This window comes from Skermanella aerolata KACC 11604 (assembly GCF_000936425.1).
Lineage (GTDB): Bacteria > Pseudomonadota > Alphaproteobacteria > Azospirillales > Azospirillaceae > Skermanella > Skermanella aerolata.
Window position 1 is genome coordinate 147230 of sequence record NZ_AVFK01000009.1, and the last position, 16168, is coordinate 163397.

Genomic DNA, 16168 nt, shown 5'->3' on the forward strand with positions numbered 1-16168 from the left:
TGCTCCCACGAAGTTCAGCAGGTAATCAAGTGTCCGAACAAAGCCAGAATAACGAGACGAAGTTTCAGCAGACGCTGAAGAGCCCGATCAACTGCACCGGCATCGGCTTGCATTCGGGTTCCAAGGTCTCGATGACCCTGAAGCCGGCGGACGTGAATACCGGTATCGTCTTCGTGCGGACCGATCAACCCGCCGACCGCGCCGAAGTCCGTGCCGACTGGGATCGGGTGACCGATACCAAGCTCTGCACTGTCGTCTCCAACGATGCTGGCGTGTCGATCGGCACCGTCGAGCACCTGATGGCGGCGCTGCGCGGCTGCGGCATCGACAACGTGGTGATCGAGCTGAACGGCCCGGAAGTGCCGATCATGGATGGCAGTTCCGCTCCCTTCGTGTTCCTGATCGAGTGCGCCGGCATCCGGGAGCAGGAAAAGCCGCGCCGTCTGATCCGGGTCCTGAAGCAGGTTACCGTCGGTGACGGCACCCGGTTCGCGACCCTGTCGCCCTCGCCGTCGATGAGCTTCAGCTTCGAGATCGACTTCGCCAGCGCCGCCGTCGCCCGTCAGGAAAGCTACGTCAAGCTCACCAACGGCGCCTTCAAGGGCGAATTGGCCCGCGCCCGCACCTTCGGCTTCCTCCACGAAGTCGATCAGTTGCGGAAGCTCGGCCTCGCTCGTGGCGGTTCGCTCGACAACGCCATCGTCATCAACGGCGACAAGGTCCTCAACGAGGGCGGCCTCCGCTTCTCCGACGAGTTCGTGCGCCACAAGATCCTCGACAGCATCGGCGACCTGTATCTCGCCGGCGCCCCGATCCTGGGCCACTTCCACGGCTGCCGTTCGGGCCACGCCCTGAACAACCAGCTCCTCCGCGCCCTGTTCGCGGACAAGACGGCATGGTGCTACGTCGATGCCGAGGAAGTCGGCGCCCTGCCGATGAACTGGGACGTTCGCGTAAAGGTCGCCGCCGTCGCGTAACCGGCGGAAACCGGTCCGATTTGAAAAAAGCGCCGGAGGGCTTCCCTCCGGCGCTTTTTATATTTCAAATAATCTGCCGCTTCGCTCTAGACCGAGCTAAATACTACACCAACGGCATTGAAGACTATCCGGTGAGTTCCGGCAAAGATGTCGGGCTGAAGAGGCCCGACATCTAACGCTTCAAGCCGGTCAATGTAATGCCGTTGGTGTTATACCAGGGGCCGAAGACATTGACCCGTCTGGAAAGTGTCTGTTGGGCCACGGCCCAACCTACAGCTCCCGCTTCGTAGGTTGGGCCGTGGCCCAACACTTGCCTGCCGCCGGTCAAACTCTTCGGCTCCTGGTATTACATCACCCCCCGGCAGCCAATATCCCCCGCGCCGCCGCCGCATCCGTCAAGATCTGCTGCTTCAGCGCATCGAAGCTCTCGAACTTCCGTTCCGGCCGGATGAAGTCGATCATCCGCACCCGCAGGTGCTTGCCATAGAGATCGCCGGCGAAGTCGAACAGATGGACCTCCAGCAGTTCGCGCACGCCATCGACCGTGGGCCGGTTGCCGAGATTGGCGACGCCATCCGTCCAGACCGTATGCGTCCCATGGTCCACCCCGGCCTGAACAGCATAGACGCCGTAATGCGGCCGCAGGTACTCGCCCAGTTCCAGGTTCGCGGTCGGAAAGCCGATGGTACGGCCGCGCTGGTCGCCATGCTCGACCCGCCCTTCGACCTCCCACGGACGCCCCAACACGGCGGCGGCCTCGCGCGGCTTGCCGGCCGCCAGCAACTGGCGCACGCGGGTCGATGAAAATACCCCACCCGACATATCCGCTGCCGGCTTGACCTCCGTCACGCCGAAGCCCAGCGTCCGGGCCTTCTGGTACAGCAGCCCGACGTCGCCGCCGCGCTTATGGCCGAACACGAAGTCGTAGCCGGCGACCACATGACTGACGCCAAGGCCTTCGACCAGCACCTCGTTGATGAACTCGTCGGCGGTCTTGCTGGAGAAGACGGTATCGAAATGAATGACGAACAGCAGATCGACACCCAGATCCTCGATATGGCGGGCCTTGGTCCGGAACGGGGTCAGCCGGAACGGCGCGTCCGACGGCCGGAACAGGCTGCGGGGATGGGGCTCGAACGTCAGGACGGCCAGAGGCGCCCGATTGGCCTTCGCCACCTCGGCGGCAGCGCCGATCACGATCCGGTGGCCCTGGTGCAGGCCGTCGAAATTACCCAGCGCAACCACGGCACCGCGCGCATCATCGGGCAGATCTGTGAAGTGTCTGAACAGTTTCATACCGGGCACCCCCTTGCCGCCCGGACCTCGATTAGCTCAAAAAAACAGTGATGTATATAGGGCGCGCGCACCATTGGATAACCCCGGCCACGGCAGGCGCGCCACTGCCGGCCGAAGTCCGGCACCGATGTCAGCCGCGGGAAGGGACCATCAGTGTCGCGTCGCCGTCGATCACGACGGTCTCGCCGACCGAAACCACCGTTTTAAAGACCACGCGGCGCTTTTCCGCGATGACTTCAAGGACGGTGACCCGCGCGTGGACCGTATCGCCGATCCGGACCGGCGCCTTGAACTTGAGGTTCTGGCTCATATAGATGCAGCCCGGACCGGGCAGACGGGTGCCGAGAACGGTCGAGATGAAGCTTGCCGTCAGGATCCCATGAGCGATGCGGCCCTTGAACATCGTCGTGTTCGCGAACTCTTCGTTCAGATGGACCGGATTGGTATCGCCGGAGATACCCGCGAAGAGCACCACGTCGGCCTCCGTCACGGTCTTGGCATAGACGGCGGTCTGTCCGACGAAAATGTCCTCGATGAAATAGCCGGTCAAGCCATCGTTCAAACCACGCACGTCGTCCATAATCTTGGTCCCCTTCATCGGATACACAGTGCATGTGCATCCTCATCGCAGCATGTTGCAATGCGGCATAACCGCATCCCTGCGAAACATGGCAGATGATCTATAAACATCCGGTTAGCACTTTAGTACCAGAACGCCTTTCCACTGGCGTTCCCAAGGCTTCGGCGTCCCCCCGGCAGGCATCCCGACCATCCGAATCCTGATGGGGCATTTGACTTTCAGCTCAACAGCGCAACGGTCATTCGAGCCTGATGATTTTTTCAGCCCAGTGAAAAGGAAGAAAACGGATGACGTACGGCTTCGCCTTGATCACCGGCAGCACGACCGGCATCGGCGCCGCCTTTGCCAGATCGCTCCCGGACTCGACCAACCTGCTGCTGGTGGCGCGCAGCGAGGAAAAGCTGGCCGAGCGCAAGGCCGAGCTGGAGAGCCCAAGCCGCACGGTGGAAACCGTGGCCGCCGACCTGTCCACGACGGAAGGCCGATCCAGGGTGATCGACAAGGCGATGGAATGCGAGATCGACCTGCTGATCAACAATGCCGGCGCCGGCCGCCTCGCCAAAGTCCTCGACAATGACCCTGAAGCCGAACTGGCGACGGTCGAACTCAACGTGGTCGCCCCGACGGTCCTGACCCGGGCGCTGCTGCCGGGCATGATCGAGCGGGCGCGGCGCGACCATCTGCGGTGCGGCCTGATCCTGGTTTCCAGCACGACGGCGTTCCAGCCGATCCCGCTGCTCACCACCTACTCCGCCACCAAGTCCTTCGTGCTGGCCTATGGCGAAGGCCTGCACGAGGAGACCCGTCGCGAGCCGCTGGACCTGCTGGTGTTGTGCCCCGGCGCTACCCGCACCGACTTCAGCGAACGCGCCGGCTTCGACCTTTCACGCATTCCCGGCGCCTCCGACCCGATGGACGTGGCGCGCGAAGGCCTGGACCAGCTTGGCCGGCGGACGGTCCATGTCGTCGGCGCCGGGACTCGCGCAGCCCTGACGCCCTTCCTGATACCCAGGCGGATCGCCACCGGCGGCGCAGGCGCCGTCATGTCGATCCTGGGCAGGGTCAACCGCATGCGGCCCCGGCGGTTGTAACGGCCGTCGCTCAGGCCGGCCGCAAAGCCTGCCACAGGGTGGTCACCGCGAAACCGATGAACATGACGCCGGTCGCCCGGACGATCCAGATCTCTCCCGCCCGGTAGAGACGCCGCAGCGGCGGCGTCCCGACCAGCCAGATCAGGATGACATCGGCTATCAGGAACCCCAGGATCACGGCGCCCAGCAGCAATGGCGCGTTCGACACGGTCAGTGCATCCAGGTCCTGGGCAAGCAGCGCCGTGAAGACAGACAGCGTGACGGGATAGCTCTTGGGATTGGTGATGCCGAACATCAGCCCCCGGTGCAGCGGACGGCGAACCGAGGTGGATACCTGACCGGTAGCATCCCGTCTGACCAGCACCGCCCGTATACCCAGATACAGCAGATAGGCGCCGCAGACCACGGCCAGCACCTGGAACACGACAGGCGCGATCACCCTGGCCCCGATCAGGGCCGTCAGCGCCAGCATGGCCCACAGCGTATCTCCGACCAGATGGCCGATCAGGAACCCGGCCCCTGCCCGCCTGCCCTGCGCGGCGCCGATCCCAAGCAGGGCCAGCACGGCCGGACCTGGGGTCAGGACGACGATCGCTCCTGCCATCGCAGCCGCCATCAGGATCGATGCTTCCATTTCGCCCCACCCGCCTTATCGATATCCGTCCACCATTTTTTATGGCGCGCATGGTGGCGCGCCGGTCGTAAACCGGCAAGGGTGTTGCACGCATCCCCGGCATGATGGCATTCAATGCACATGACCTGAAAATGGGGAGAGCGTCCGTGCCCGATGTGACCTTGCCGGACCCCGCCGAACTGGCGGCGATGCCTCCGGTACTGGGTGAACCTCCCCCAGCCATCGGCATGCTGAAATTGCCCGACGGCGCCATGATTCGGCACGCCTGCTGGGAACCGCCGCAGTCGCCCCGCGCCACGCTTCTGATGCTGAACGGCCGCTCCGAGTTCATCGAGAAATACGACGAGCTGGCGCGCGGCTGGACCGCGCGTGGATACCGGGTCTTCAGCCTGGACTGGCGCGGCCAGGGACGCTCGACCCGCCCGCTGCCGCCGCCTCGCCAGCAGCGTCATTACCTGCCCGACTTCGAAGTGCTGGAGGAAGACCTTCAGTTCTTCCTGGAACGCATCGTCCTGCCCCGCCGCGCCGGACCGCTGGTGATCTACGCCCACTCGATGGGCGGCCACCTCGCTGCTCGCTTTCTGGCGACCGGCAGAAGGCACTTCGCCGCCGCCGTGCTGTCGGCGCCCATGACCGATATCAGCACCAACGGCGTGCCGCGTCCCATTGTGCGGGCGCTGTCCTCCATCATGACCAGGATCGGGTTCGGCACCGCCTATGCGCCGGGACAGGGCGACTACGACCCGCGCGGGCACAGCTTCGAAAACAATCCCGTGACCCATGATCCCAAGCGCTGGGCCGTCCATCACCAGTGGTTCCGGACCCATCCGGAACTAAGGGTAGGCGGCGTCACCTGGGCATGGCTGAACGCCACCTTTCAGTCGGTCGATCTGCTGGCCCGGACCGAGACGGTAGCCGGCGTCGATCTGCCGATCCTGCTGCTCAGCCCGCAACAGGACCCGCTGATCCCTCCCGACTCGCATCGGAAGTTCTGCCTGCGCTATCACAACTGCACCGTGATCCGTTACCCGGAGTCCCGGCACGAGATCCTGATGGAAACCGACGACCTGCGCGACCGGGCCTGGGCCGACATCGACCGCTTCCTGGAGCCGATCGTCGGTTCGTCCATCGAGGCCCAAGCCTCGTAGGTCGCCCTGAAGCAAAACGGCGGTGTTGGGCCACGGCCCAACCTACGAAGCAGGAGCCTGTAGGTTGGGTCGTGGCCCAACAAACACTGTCCACACAGGTCAATGTCTTCGACCCCTGGTATAAAACCAAAAATCTTACGAAGCCGGATACTCCGCGACGCCGCCATGGGCGCCCGACCAATCGACCGGGCTGTTCAGGAACTTCTCGACTTCGCCCAGGGTGTGCGTGTCGAAGTAGTTGTTGTCCTTGGCGACCCGCAGCACGTCCCACCACGTCGCCAGCGCGTGCAGGCGCACGCCGATATTGGCCATGTTGGTGTGGCTCTGCGGGAAGATGCCGTAGTGGAACACGACGAAGGTATCCGTCACCAGGGCGCCGGCATCGCGCAGCGCCTGCACGAAGTTGATCTTGCTCTTGCCGTCGGTCGTCAGGTCCTCGACCAGCAGCGTGCGGGCGCCTTCCACCACGTCCCCCTCGATCTGGGCGTTCCGCCCAAAACCTTTGGGCTTCTTGCGAATATACTGCATCGGCAGGGCCAGACGGTCGGCGATCCAAGCGGCGAAGGGAATGCCCGCCGTCTCGCCGCCGGCGACGATGTCGATCGATTCGAACCCGATCTCCCGCGCCAGCGTGGCCGTCGCGAAGTCGATGACGGCGCCGCGAGCACGCGGATAGGAGATGATCTTGCGGCAGTCGATATAGACCGGGCTCGCCCAGCCGGACGTGAAGATGAAGGGTTTCTCGCCGTTGAAATGCACCGCCTTGATCTCGATCAGCATCTTGGCGGTGAGCGTGGCGATGTAGTCCGGGTCGTAAGTCGCGCTGAGCGGGGTCATGGGCTAAATCCTAAAGGCGGGAGGCAAATGATAAGGACATCGTCAGTCGGCAAGGCGCCAGTTCAGGCGCTCGCCGCTCTGGAACGGCAAGACGGCGTCGCCGTCGGACGACAGGACTATCTCGGGAACGATCTGGTCGGCGCGCTCCAGCGTCACGGTATCCTCGTTGACCGGCAATCCGTAGAAGCGCGGGCCGTTGAGGCTGGCGAAGGCCTCGAAGCGGTCGAGCGCTCCTTCCTCCGCGAAGACCTGGGCATAGACCTCGACGGCGGTCGGCGCCGTGAAGACCCCGGCGCAGCCGCAAGCGCTCTCCTTGGCGGTCAGCGGGTGCGGGGCAGAGTCGGTGCCGAGGAAGAACGGGGCAGCCCCGGAAGTAGCAGCGCGGCGAAGCGCCAGCCGGTGCCGTTCGCGCTTGGCGATGGGCAGGCAATACAGGTGCGGTCGGATGCCGCCCGCGAAGATATGGCTGCGGTTGATCACCAGATGATGGGCCGTGATGGTGGCGCCCAGCCGCCCGCTGGTGTCGGCGGAGACGAAATCCGCCGCCTCCTGCGTCGTGATATGCTCGAACACCACCTTCAGGCCTGGGAAGTCCTTCAGCAGCGGGATCATGACCCGGTCGATGAACACCGCCTCGCGGTCGAAGATATCGACATCGGCGTCGGTAACCTCGCCATGGACCAGCAGCGGCATGCCGATCCGCTGCATCCGCTCCAGCACGCCCGCGACCTTGGCAAGGTCGGTGACGCCGTGGGCCGAGTTGGTCGTGGCATGCGCCGGATACAGCTTCACGGCGGTAAAGACGCCGCTCTCGTGCCCGCGCGCGATCTCGTCCGCATCGGCGCCGTCGGTCAGATAGCAAGTCATCAGCGGCTGGAACGCCGATCCCGGCGGCAGGGCAGCCTTGATCGCATCGGCATAGGCCGTCGCCTGCGCCACCGTCGTCACGGGCGGCTTCAGGTTCGGCATGATAATGGCGCGGCCGAACTGACGCGCGGTATACGGCACGACAGCCTTCAGCATCGCGCCGTCGCGCAGATGCAGGTGCCAGTCGTCGGGGCGACGGATGGTCAGCGTGGTCGGCTCAGGCGTGGGCGTTGATGTCATCGGCGTTGCATATCCGGTCCGGCTGGCGGGCTATGGGTCGCGTTTTAGAAGCTTTATGCCGCGGGCTCAACCGGCTTGCTCGTTGGGTCTGGTTTGCGCCGCCCCGTCGAACCCGCTAGATTGGCGCGCCTGCACGGATTTTCCGTTTTTTTGCCCCGAAGACGTTGACCAGAAGAAGCTGAAATGAGCCTGATCCAAGCCAAAACCCCGCCCGGCGTGATGGAACTGCTGCCCAGGGACCAGATCGCCTTCCAGCATTTTCTGGACACCATCCGGCGCGGGTATGAGCGGTTCGGCTTCCTGCCGGTCGAAACTCCCGTCTTCGAGACGGTCGACGTCCTGCTGACCAAGACCGGCGGCGAGACCGAGAAGCAGATCTATTTCGTACAAAGCACCGGCTCGCTCCAGCAGGCCAAGGCCCCGGAACTGGCTCTGCGCTTCGACCTCACCGTGCCGCTGGCCCGCTATGTCGCGGAGCACGAACACGATCTGGCCTTCCCCTTCCGCCGCTATCAGATCCAGCGGGTCTACCGGGGCGAGCGGGCGCAAAAGGGCCGCTTCCGCGAATTCTATCAATGCGACATCGATGTGATCGGCAAGGACAGTCTGCCGGTCGCCTATGACGCCGAGATGCCGGCGGTGATCTACCACGTCTTCCGTGAGCTGAACGTCGGCGGCTTCACGATCAACTTCAACAACCGAAAGCTCCTGGCCGGCCTGTTCGAGAACTTCTCGCTGGAAGACGGCGAGCGCCGCAAGCTGGCGCTCCGCGAGATCGACAAGATGGACAAGATCGGCCGGGACAAGGTGATCGACAGCCTGACCGGCGGCGACATCGCCCTGGACCGCGACCTTGCCGTCCGCTTGCTCGACGCCATCGGCCTGACCGGCAGCAACGCCGAGATCGTGGCGGCGCTCGAAGCGATGCCAGGCGACAGCGAGCTGTTCCACCAGGGCCTCTCCGAGCTGAAAGCGGTGCTGGAAGGCCTCCGCGCGCTCCAGGTCCCGGAAGAGTTCGTCAAGATCAACCCGGCCATCGCGCGGGGCCTGGACTACTACACCGGCACCGTCTACGAGACCTTCCTGAACGACTTCCCCGGCGTCGGCAGCGTCTGCTCCGGCGGCCGCTACGACAATCTGGCGAGCCACTACACCAAATCGAAGCTGCCGGGCGTCGGCATCTCGATCGGCGCCACCCGGCTGTTCTACCAGTTGAAGGAAGCGGGAGTCATCAAGGCGGACCGCAGCACCAGCGCCGTCTTGGTGACCCAGCTCGACCCGTCGCTCTCCGCCGACTACCTTGCCATCGCCGCCGACCTCCGCGCCGCCGGCATCAACACCGAGGTCCAGTTCGAAGCGTCCAAGATCGCCAAGCAACTGAAATACGCCGACCGAGCTGGCATCCGCTTCGCCGTCCTGATGGGCACCGACGAACAGGCACGCGGCACGGTCACGTTGAAGGATCTGACCAAGGCAGAACAGCATGACGTACCCCGCGCGGAGCTGGCGGAGCGGGTGCGCGGGTTGCTTTAGCCATCAGCTACAGCCATTAGCTACAGCCATTAGCTACGCCCGCAGTCCGGAACGCTGGATGTCGGGCTGAAGAGGCCCGACCTACGGATGACGCTGACCGAAAACCCGAGTGCCGACAAGGGATCAAGCCGTAGGTCGGGCCTCTTCAGCCCGACATCCTTGCCGGAAATCATCGGTCAATCGTCAATGCCGTTGGGATGAGGCGTCCACATACCGCCGAACCTCCAGCATGAATGGGATGCCGCCCTCGATCATCGCTTCGACCGGGGAAAGGTTCTGGAACAGCGGCCCGTATTGCGGAGCCGGGGCCAGCGGTCCGCCATCGCCTGATCGAACAGCAGGTTCCGCCCTCTGAAAACGCCGATCAAAGCCGAGGCCTTCCGACATCACCGGACGCCCGGCGTCACCAACCGCCCGTCCACCAGATTGACCCGCCGGCTGGTCTGCGCCGCCAGCCCCTCGTCGTGGGTGACCGTGATCACCGTCGTCCCTGTCTCCCGCGCCAGGCGCGCGAAGATGTCGAAGACCGTCTGGGCGCTCTTCGTGTCCAGGTTGCCGGTCGGCTCGTCGGCCAGGATGACGCGCGGACGATTGGCGAGCGCCCGCGCTATGGCGACGCGCTGGCGCTGCCCGCCGGAAAGCTGCGACGGCAGCTTTGCCGCCTGATCGCCCAGTCCCAGGTCCTCCAGCAAGGCTTGGGCACGCGTCCGCAACTCCGCCTCCGGGCTGCCGCCCAGCTTCCGCATCGGGATCATCACGTTGCCCAGCACCGTGAACTCCGGCAGCAGGAAGTGGAACTGGAAGACGAAGCCCAGCTTGGACAGCCGCAACGCCGCCAGTTCGGCGGCATCGGCCTCCGCCGTGTCGCGGCCTTCCAGGATGACCGTGCCGGAAGTCGGCCGGTCGAGCAGCCCCAGCAGGTAGAGCAGCGAGGACTTGCCCGACCCCGACGGCCCGGTGATCGCGACGAACTCGCCCTCCCCAATGCTGAGGTCGATGCCCTCCACCAGCGTCACCGGCACCGGACCGGGCAGCACCCGCCCTATCCCCCGAGCCTCGACCACCGCCGCCGTCATGCCGCACCCCGGATGATATCGACGGGGTTGGCCGCCGCCGCCCGCCGTGCCGGTATCCAGGCAGCCACCGCAGATGCTACCAGCGAGAACATGCCGCCGATCCAGTAATGGCTCAGCGACCACGCCAGGAAGAAGCGGTCGTTGCGCACCATCCCGCCGACGTCGAACCGGATGCTGCCCAGCAGCGAGGTCAGGCCGAAGCCGATGATCCAGCCGAGCACCGCGCCGATCATCCCGATCATCAGCCCCTGCATCAGGAAGGTCCGGCGGATGTCCGCCTCCGTCAGGCCGATGCTCTTCAGGATCGCGATGTCCCGCGACTTCTCGTACACCACGGTCGAAATGATGTTGTAGATGCCGAAGGCCGCCACGATCATGATAGCGCCCACGGTCGAGTACATGATGGCGTTCTGGATGCGGAAAACGCCGAAGACGCCCTCGTTCGCCTCCTGCCAGCTTTCGGTGCGGTAGCCGTAGAGCGCCTCGATCCGCGCCGCCACCTCGCGCGCCGCATCCACCTCCATCAGCCGTATTCGGATCTGGTTGATGACATTGGCGCGCGACTGGAGGATCTGGGCCTTCTTCAGCAGGATATACGCCTGCCCCTCGTCCAGGCTGACGATGCCGGTGCGGAACAGCCCGACCACCTTGACCCGCAAGATCACCCCGGCGGGAGAGATCGCGTTGAGGCTGTCGCCCATCTTGGCGCCCAGCTTGCTCGCCAGCCCCAGCCCCATGACGATGCCGTTGGCCGCACTCGCCAGATCGGTCAAGTGGCCCTCCACCATATCGTCCTCCAGCTGGGTGACGCGGACCTCCCGCTCGGGAACGATGCCGATCGCAACGGCGCTCTTGTCGGCGCTGCCGTAGCGCAGGATCACCGGCCCGTCGAGGGAGGGCGCCACCGACAGCCCCGGCCATTCCGACAGGGCCGATACGATCGTGCCCGCCTTGCGGATGCCCCGGATCTCGTCCCTCGGCTTCAGCCCGTGCAGCAGCACGGCGCCGCCCCGGAAGGCCGCCGCGACCGGCTGGACCGCCGGTTCGCGGAACTGGTCGCGGACGGTGATATGGGGGGAGGCGTTGATCACGGTATCGACGAAGTAGCCCTGGAACCCCTGCATCAGCGCCGCCATGGCGATGAAGAACCCTACCCCCAGCGCCACCCCCAGGACCGACACGATGGTTTGCCGCTTGCGCCCCAGGATATGGGTCAGCGCCAGATCGAGGAGCAGCGGACGGGCCATGACGGCACCTCTTGCGTTACTGTTTCAACCGCACCGGCGAACCGTCGTCAAGCGCCGCCGGCGGATCGATCACTACGGTATCGCCCTCCGCCAGACCGTCGCGGATCTCCACGACGCCCTGCCCGACCACGCCCATCACGACCGCCCGCCGCACGGCCCGTCCCTCGACCAGCACGAAGACGTGGCCGCCGGACAGGGCCCCCTGCGGCACCAGCAGCGCCGCGTCTTCCCGCCGCACGACGATGTTGCTCTCCACCGTCATGCCGATCATCAGCGGCGTCTCTGGAGGCAGGCCGATCCGGACGCGATAGCTCTTGTTGACCGGATCGCCCTTGGGCGTGATGTCGGCGACCTTCCCGTCCAGGATGCGTCCCGAGAACGCATCGGCCTTGATCAGCGCCGGCTGGCCGACCGTCACCAGCGGGATATCCTCCTCGTCGACCTCCGCCTCGATCCGCAGCGGGCTGTCCCGTCCGATCCAGAAAAGCACGTCCTCCGGCCGGGCGGTTTCCCCGACCTCGCCGTCGCGGCGCAGCACGGTTCCGTCCATCGGTGAGCGCAGCACATGGTCCTCGACCCGCTGGCGCGCGGCATTGAGGGTGGCGGCGGTTTGATCGAGCTGGCTGCGGGCACGTTCCTCGACCTGCGTCGTCGTGACGCCCCGCCGCGCCAGTTCGGATACCCGCTCCAGTTCCGACCGCAGGAAGCGCAGTTCGGCTTCCAGCTGTGCTACCAGCGCCCGGAGTTCCCGGTCGTCCAGCCGCATCAGGATCTGGCCGGTCTTGACCTCGTCGCCCTCGCGCGCCTCGACCGAGGCGATCCGCCCGGTCCCCAGCGGCTGAACCTTGGCCCAGGACACCGGCTCCACCGTGCCGCTGGCATAGACGGCCTCGACCGCAGGACCGCGCGTCACCGTCGCCGTCGCCACCGCCGGCGTCCCGTAGAAGCGCTGGAAAAGTCCGAAGGCGAGGATAGCGCAGACCAGGAGGAAGCTTGTTATGAGAAATCTACGTCTTATCCTGTGCATCTATCCGCCGATGGCCGTTCCAGCTCTTCACACCCCTCAATATAGGGCAAGGATCGCCCAAGCGTGCCATGATCCAGAACAAACCGGCGAGCGGCGCATTGACCCAGCATCCATTCGACCCTTCCACGGTCCCTCCCGCAATCCTCGTCCACGGCATCGGCGACCTGCGCGCCGCCCTCGAAGCCGCCTCGATCCTCGGCCACCCGCTGACCGTGCTGAGCATCCCCGGCGCCGCCGGTTCCGCCGGCCCGGCCTGGTTCCACGCCCTGATTCAAGCTGGCCAAGCCGAGTTCCCCCACGTCCCCCTGACCGGAGTGCTCGACTGCGCCGACCAGCCGGGGCACGCCCTGGCGGCACTCCGCGCCGGCTGCCGCGACCTTCTGCTGCACGAATCGGTGCCGGCGTGGCCGCGCGTCCAGGCCATCGCGGAAGCCTCCGCAGCCCGTCTCTACCGCTCGCGCGGCCCCATCTTCGATCCGCGCTTCTTCCGGGAACCCATCGGAGCGTGCCGTGAGTGGCTCGCGGTAAACCCATAGGAGGCAACGACGCGGCGTTGCAAATGCGGCCGCAAAAGGCTATGGAAAGCCGAAATTTCCGACTAAAACCAATCGGGACCTGGACCATGAAGATCACGCGCCGCGTCAAAGAGATCCTCGCCAACTACGAGAGCGACAATCCGGGTACAAAGGGCAATCTGGCCCGCATCCTGATGGAAGGCCGCCTCGGTGGTACCGGCAAGATGATCATCCTGCCGGTGGACCAGGGCTTCGAGCATGGCCCGGCGCGCAGCTTCGCGCCCAATCCCGCCGGCTATGACCCCCACTACCATTACCAGATGGCGATCGACGCCGGTCTGAACGCCTATGCCGCCCCCCTCGGCCCGCTCGAGGCCGGTGCCGACACATTCGCCGGCGCGATCCCGACCATCCTGAAGATGAACAGCGCCAACAGCCTGTCCCGTCAGAAGGAAGGCGCCGATCAGGCCGTGACCTCCAGCGTCCAGGACGCACTCCGTCTGGGCTGCGCCGCGATCGGCTTCACGATCTATCCCGGCTCCGACGCCATGTACGACCAGTACGAGGAGATCCGGGAGCTGAGCGCCGAAGCGAAGAGCTACGGTATCCCGACCGTCCTGTGGTCCTATCCGCGTGGCGGCAACGTCACCAAGGAAGGCGAGCTGGCGGTCGACATCATCGCCTACGCCGCCCACATGGCGGCCCTGCTCGGCGCCCACATCATCAAGGTCAAGCTGCCGAACGACTACCTGGAAAACGCCGAGGCCAAGAAGGTTTATCTGGAGCGCCAGATCGCGACCGGCACCCTGCCGGAGCGCGTCCGCCACGTGATGCAGTCGTGCTTCAACGGCCGCCGCATCGTCGTGTTCTCGGGCGGCGCCCACAAGGGCGAGGATGCCATTTTCGACGACGCCCGCGCGATCCGCGACGGCGGCGGCAATGGCTCGATCATCGGCCGCAACAGCTTCCAGCGGTCGCGTGAAGACGCGCTGGTCCTGCTCGACCGTCTGGTCAAGATCTACCTCGGGAAGGAATAACTCCCCGAGTTTCCCGCTCCCCGGCACCAGCCGGGGAGCGGGTCAATTCCCTGCCGGAGTTTTCCCAAAATGGCGGATTGCCGTCTCTACATCTGCACGCCGCCGGCTCTCGACCCCGCCACCTTCGCGCCCCTGCTCGAACAGGCCTTGGACGGCGGCGACGTCGCCTGTCTCCAGTTGCGGCTGAAGGATGTCGATGACGACACGGTCCGCCGCGCCATCGACGTCCTGCGCCCGATCACCCAGTCGCGCGACGTCGCCTTCATCTTGAACGACCGCCCCGATCTGGCGGCCGAGACCGGCTGCGACGGCGTCCATGTCGGCCAGACCGACTGGCCCTACGCCAAGGCGCGCAAGGCCGTCGGCGCCAATGCCATCGTCGGTGTGACCTGCCACGACAGCCGCCATCTAGCGATGGAAGCGGCGGAAGCCGGGGCCGACTACGTCGCCTTCGGCGCCTTCTATCCCACGACGACCAAGCCCTCCCACTACCGGCCCGAGCCGGAGCTGCTGGAGTGGTGGTCCGAAATGATGGAAGTCCCCTGCGTCGCCATCGGCGGCATCACCGCCGAGAACTGCGCCCCGCTGGTCCAAGCCGGCGCCGACTTCATCTGCGTCGTCACGGCGGTCTGGAACCACCCCGAAGGCCCGGGCGCCGGCGTCAAGGCGCTCAACGCCGCGATCGAAGCAGCGGCGGCAGGCTGAGCCCGCCGCCGCCGTACCGTCCGGCCGATTACCTCAGCGCGGCGCAAGCCCGCTGAATCCGCTGGCAGGCGTCTTCCAGTTCCGCCGTCGACGTCGCGTAGGAGATGCGGAAGAACGGCGCCAGACCGAACGCCGAGCCCTGCACCACCGCGACGCCTTCCGACTCCAGCAGATACGTGACGAAGTCCTCGTCCGTCTCGATCACCTTGCCGTCCGGCGTCGTCTTGCCGATCGTGCCCTCGCACGACGGATAGACGTAGAACGCGCCTTCCGGCTTGTGGCACTTGATGCCGGTCGCCTGGTTCAGCATCGACACCACCAGATCGCGGCGCTCCTTGAAGGCCTCGGCCCGCGTCTTGATGAAGTCCTGCGGCCCGTTCAGCGCTTCCACCGCGGCGGCCTGGCTGACCGACGACGGATTGCTGGTGCTCTGGCTCTGGATCACGCCCATCGCCTTGATCAGCTCCTTCGGCCCTGCGGCATAGCCGATCCGCCAGCCGGTCATCGCATAGGCCTTCGACACGCCGTTGATCGTCAGCGTGCGGTCGTACAGCGACGGCTCGACCTGCGCCGGGGTGGTGAACTCGAAACCGTCGTAGTTCAGGTGCTCGTACATGTCGTCGGTCATCACCCAGACATGCGGGTGCTTGACCAGCACATCGGTCAGCGCCTTCAGCTCCGCGCGGGTATAGGCGGCACCCGTCGGGTTATTCGGGCTGTTCAGGATCAGCCACTTGGTCTTCGGCGTGATCGCCTTTTCCAGATCGGCGGGCTGAAGCTTGAAGCCGACGGCGGCCGGGCACTCGACCGGGACCGGAACGCCGTCCGCCAGCAGCACCATGTCGGGATAGCTGACCCAGTACGGCGCCGGAACGATCACTTCATCGCCCGGATTCAGCGTCGCCATCAGGGCGTTGTAGAGCACCTGCTTGCCGCCGGTGCCCACCGTCACCTGCTCGGGCGTGTACTCCAGGCCGTTCTCGCGGCTGAACTTGGCGCAGATCGCCTTCTTCAGCGCCGGAGTGCCATCGACCGCGGTGTACTTCGTATCGCCCGACTTGATCGCCGCGATGGCGGCTTCCTTGATGTTGTCGGGCGTGTCGAAGTCCGGCTCGCCCGCCCCCAGGCCGATGATGTTGCGGCCGGCGGCCTTCAACTCTCGGGCTTTCTGGGTGACGGCGATGGTCGGCGACGGCTTGATGTTGCTCAGGCGGGAGGCGATGAACGGCATGGCATGGTATCCGGCTTGTATTTTTTTCAGGTTATTGCGGGCGAGACCCTACGCCGCGCGCCGGAATGTGGCAAGCGTCGGCGGCGCAACCCGGATAGGCGGCGAATGCGCCCAAGGCCCCCGAGCG

Annotated in this window: 16 protein-coding genes; 7 read left to right on the plus strand and 9 right to left on the minus strand. The window is 65.4% G+C overall.

The features are described from left to right. Positions 1–29 precede the first annotated feature (29 nt). Complete coding sequence (gene lpxC / locus N826_RS13830; protein ID WP_044429638.1) at positions 30–977, plus strand: UDP-3-O-acyl-N-acetylglucosamine deacetylase; 948 nt, start codon at positions 30–32, stop codon at positions 975–977. Between the two features lie 351 nt (positions 978–1328). On the opposite strand, the gene N826_RS13835 is transcribed toward lpxC, so the two are convergent. Both N826_RS13835 and N826_RS13840 read right to left on the minus strand, forming a co-directional pair. Further along, positions 1329–2273, minus strand: a complete 945-nt coding sequence (locus N826_RS13835) for a bifunctional riboflavin kinase/FAD synthetase (protein WP_044429640.1) — start codon at positions 2271–2273, stop codon at positions 1329–1331. A 130-nt stretch (positions 2274–2403) separates the two neighbouring features. Further along, the gene (locus N826_RS13840) at positions 2404–2853 is read right to left on the minus strand and encodes a MaoC family dehydratase (protein ID WP_044429799.1); all 450 of its coding nucleotides are present in this window, start codon (positions 2851–2853) and stop codon (positions 2404–2406) included. Between the two features lie 287 nt (positions 2854–3140). Here N826_RS13840 and N826_RS13845 point away from each other — a divergent pair, with 287 nt between their 5' ends. Next, the gene (locus N826_RS13845; protein WP_052831216.1) at positions 3141–3944 is read left to right on the plus strand and encodes an SDR family NAD(P)-dependent oxidoreductase; all 804 of its coding nucleotides are present in this window, start codon (positions 3141–3143) and stop codon (positions 3942–3944) included. A 10-nt stretch (positions 3945–3954) separates the two neighbouring features. Here N826_RS13845 and N826_RS13850 read toward each other — a convergent pair whose 3' ends face one another. Next, positions 3955–4578: a LysE family translocator gene (locus tag N826_RS13850; RefSeq protein ID WP_044429642.1), complete on the minus strand. Its 624-nt coding sequence runs from the start codon at positions 4576–4578 to the stop codon at positions 3955–3957. A gap of 146 nt (positions 4579–4724) precedes the next feature. On the opposite strand from N826_RS13850, the gene N826_RS13855 reads away from it, so the two are divergent. After that, positions 4725–5726, plus strand: a complete 1002-nt coding sequence (locus tag N826_RS13855; protein WP_052831218.1) for an alpha/beta hydrolase — start codon at positions 4725–4727, stop codon at positions 5724–5726. Between the two features lie 135 nt (positions 5727–5861). Here N826_RS13855 and N826_RS13860 read toward each other — a convergent pair whose 3' ends face one another. Both N826_RS13860 and pyrC read right to left on the minus strand, forming a co-directional pair. Beyond that, complete coding sequence (locus tag N826_RS13860; protein ID WP_044429643.1) at positions 5862–6563, minus strand: orotate phosphoribosyltransferase; 702 nt, start codon at positions 6561–6563, stop codon at positions 5862–5864. A gap of 42 nt (positions 6564–6605) precedes the next feature. After that, positions 6606–7670: a dihydroorotase gene (gene pyrC / locus N826_RS13865; RefSeq protein WP_044429644.1), complete on the minus strand. Its 1065-nt coding sequence runs from the start codon at positions 7668–7670 to the stop codon at positions 6606–6608. A 183-nt stretch (positions 7671–7853) separates the two neighbouring features. Here pyrC and hisS point away from each other — a divergent pair, with 183 nt between their 5' ends. After that, positions 7854–9203: a histidine--tRNA ligase gene (gene hisS, locus N826_RS13870; protein WP_044429646.1), complete on the plus strand. Its 1350-nt coding sequence runs from the start codon at positions 7854–7856 to the stop codon at positions 9201–9203. Between the two features lie 386 nt (positions 9204–9589). Here hisS and N826_RS13875 read toward each other — a convergent pair whose 3' ends face one another. The 3 genes from N826_RS13875 to N826_RS13885 are packed head-to-tail and all read right to left on the minus strand — an operon-like array spanning position 9590 to position 12553. After that, positions 9590–10279, minus strand: a complete 690-nt coding sequence (locus N826_RS13875; protein ID WP_044429648.1) for an ABC transporter ATP-binding protein — start codon at positions 10277–10279, stop codon at positions 9590–9592. Further along, entirely contained in the window at positions 10276–11526 is a 1251-nt protein-coding gene (locus N826_RS13880; RefSeq protein WP_044429649.1) for an ABC transporter permease, read from the minus strand. The genes N826_RS13875 and N826_RS13880 overlap by 4 nt, the downstream gene beginning before the upstream one ends. Before the next feature lie 16 nt (positions 11527–11542). After that, positions 11543–12553: an efflux RND transporter periplasmic adaptor subunit gene (locus tag N826_RS13885; protein ID WP_044429650.1), complete on the minus strand. Its 1011-nt coding sequence runs from the start codon at positions 12551–12553 to the stop codon at positions 11543–11545. A gap of 68 nt (positions 12554–12621) precedes the next feature. Here N826_RS13885 and N826_RS39985 point away from each other — a divergent pair, with 68 nt between their 5' ends. The 3 genes from N826_RS39985 (at position 12622) to thiE (ending at position 14810) form a co-directional block, all read left to right on the plus strand. Further along, positions 12622–13089 (plus strand): beta/alpha barrel domain-containing protein, encoded by a 468-nt coding sequence (locus tag N826_RS39985; protein ID WP_052831220.1) that lies wholly within the window; start codon positions 12622–12624, stop codon positions 13087–13089. Between the two features lie 86 nt (positions 13090–13175). Continuing rightward, complete coding sequence (locus tag N826_RS13895) at positions 13176–14105, plus strand: class I fructose-bisphosphate aldolase (protein ID WP_044429651.1); 930 nt, start codon at positions 13176–13178, stop codon at positions 14103–14105. 69 nt (positions 14106–14174) lie between these two features. After that, positions 14175–14810: a thiamine phosphate synthase gene (thiE, locus tag N826_RS13900; RefSeq protein WP_044429652.1), complete on the plus strand. Its 636-nt coding sequence runs from the start codon at positions 14175–14177 to the stop codon at positions 14808–14810. Positions 14811–14838: 28 nt separating this feature from the next. Here the strand turns inward: thiE and N826_RS13905 are convergent, their stop codons facing one another. Further along, on the minus strand, positions 14839–16041 hold the full coding sequence (locus N826_RS13905) for an aspartate transaminase (protein ID WP_044429654.1): 1203 nt from the start codon (positions 16039–16041) through the stop codon (positions 14839–14841). Positions 16042–16168 lie beyond the last annotated feature (127 nt).

Coding starts and splice junctions, on each gene's coding strand:
- N826_RS13835 (WP_044429640.1), bottom strand. CDS start 2,273: ATGAAACTGTTCAGACACTTCACAGATCTGCCCGATGATGCGCGCGGT.
- N826_RS13840 (WP_044429799.1), bottom strand. CDS start 2,853: ATGGACGACGTGCGTGGTTTGAACGATGGCTTGACCGGCTATTTCATC.
- N826_RS13845 (WP_052831216.1), top strand. CDS start 3,141: ATGACGTACGGCTTCGCCTTGATCACCGGCAGCACGACCGGCATCGGC.
- N826_RS13850 (WP_044429642.1), bottom strand. CDS start 4,578: ATGGAAGCATCGATCCTGATGGCGGCTGCGATGGCAGGAGCGATCGTC.
- N826_RS13860 (WP_044429643.1), bottom strand. CDS start 6,563: ATGACCCCGCTCAGCGCGACTTACGACCCGGACTACATCGCCACGCTC.
- pyrC (WP_044429644.1), bottom strand. CDS start 7,670: ATGACATCAACGCCCACGCCTGAGCCGACCACGCTGACCATCCGTCGC.
- hisS (WP_044429646.1), top strand. CDS start 7,854: ATGAGCCTGATCCAAGCCAAAACCCCGCCCGGCGTGATGGAACTGCTG.
- N826_RS13875 (WP_044429648.1), bottom strand. CDS start 10,279: ATGACGGCGGCGGTGGTCGAGGCTCGGGGGATAGGGCGGGTGCTGCCC.
- N826_RS13880 (WP_044429649.1), bottom strand. CDS start 11,526: ATGGCCCGTCCGCTGCTCCTCGATCTGGCGCTGACCCATATCCTGGGG.
- N826_RS13885 (WP_044429650.1), bottom strand. CDS start 12,553: ATGCACAGGATAAGACGTAGATTTCTCATAACAAGCTTCCTCCTGGTC.
- N826_RS39985 (WP_052831220.1), top strand. CDS start 12,622: ATGATCCAGAACAAACCGGCGAGCGGCGCATTGACCCAGCATCCATTC.
- N826_RS13895 (WP_044429651.1), top strand. CDS start 13,176: ATGAAGATCACGCGCCGCGTCAAAGAGATCCTCGCCAACTACGAGAGC.
- thiE (WP_044429652.1), top strand. CDS start 14,175: ATGGCGGATTGCCGTCTCTACATCTGCACGCCGCCGGCTCTCGACCCC.
- N826_RS13905 (WP_044429654.1), bottom strand. CDS start 16,041: ATGCCGTTCATCGCCTCCCGCCTGAGCAACATCAAGCCGTCGCCGACC.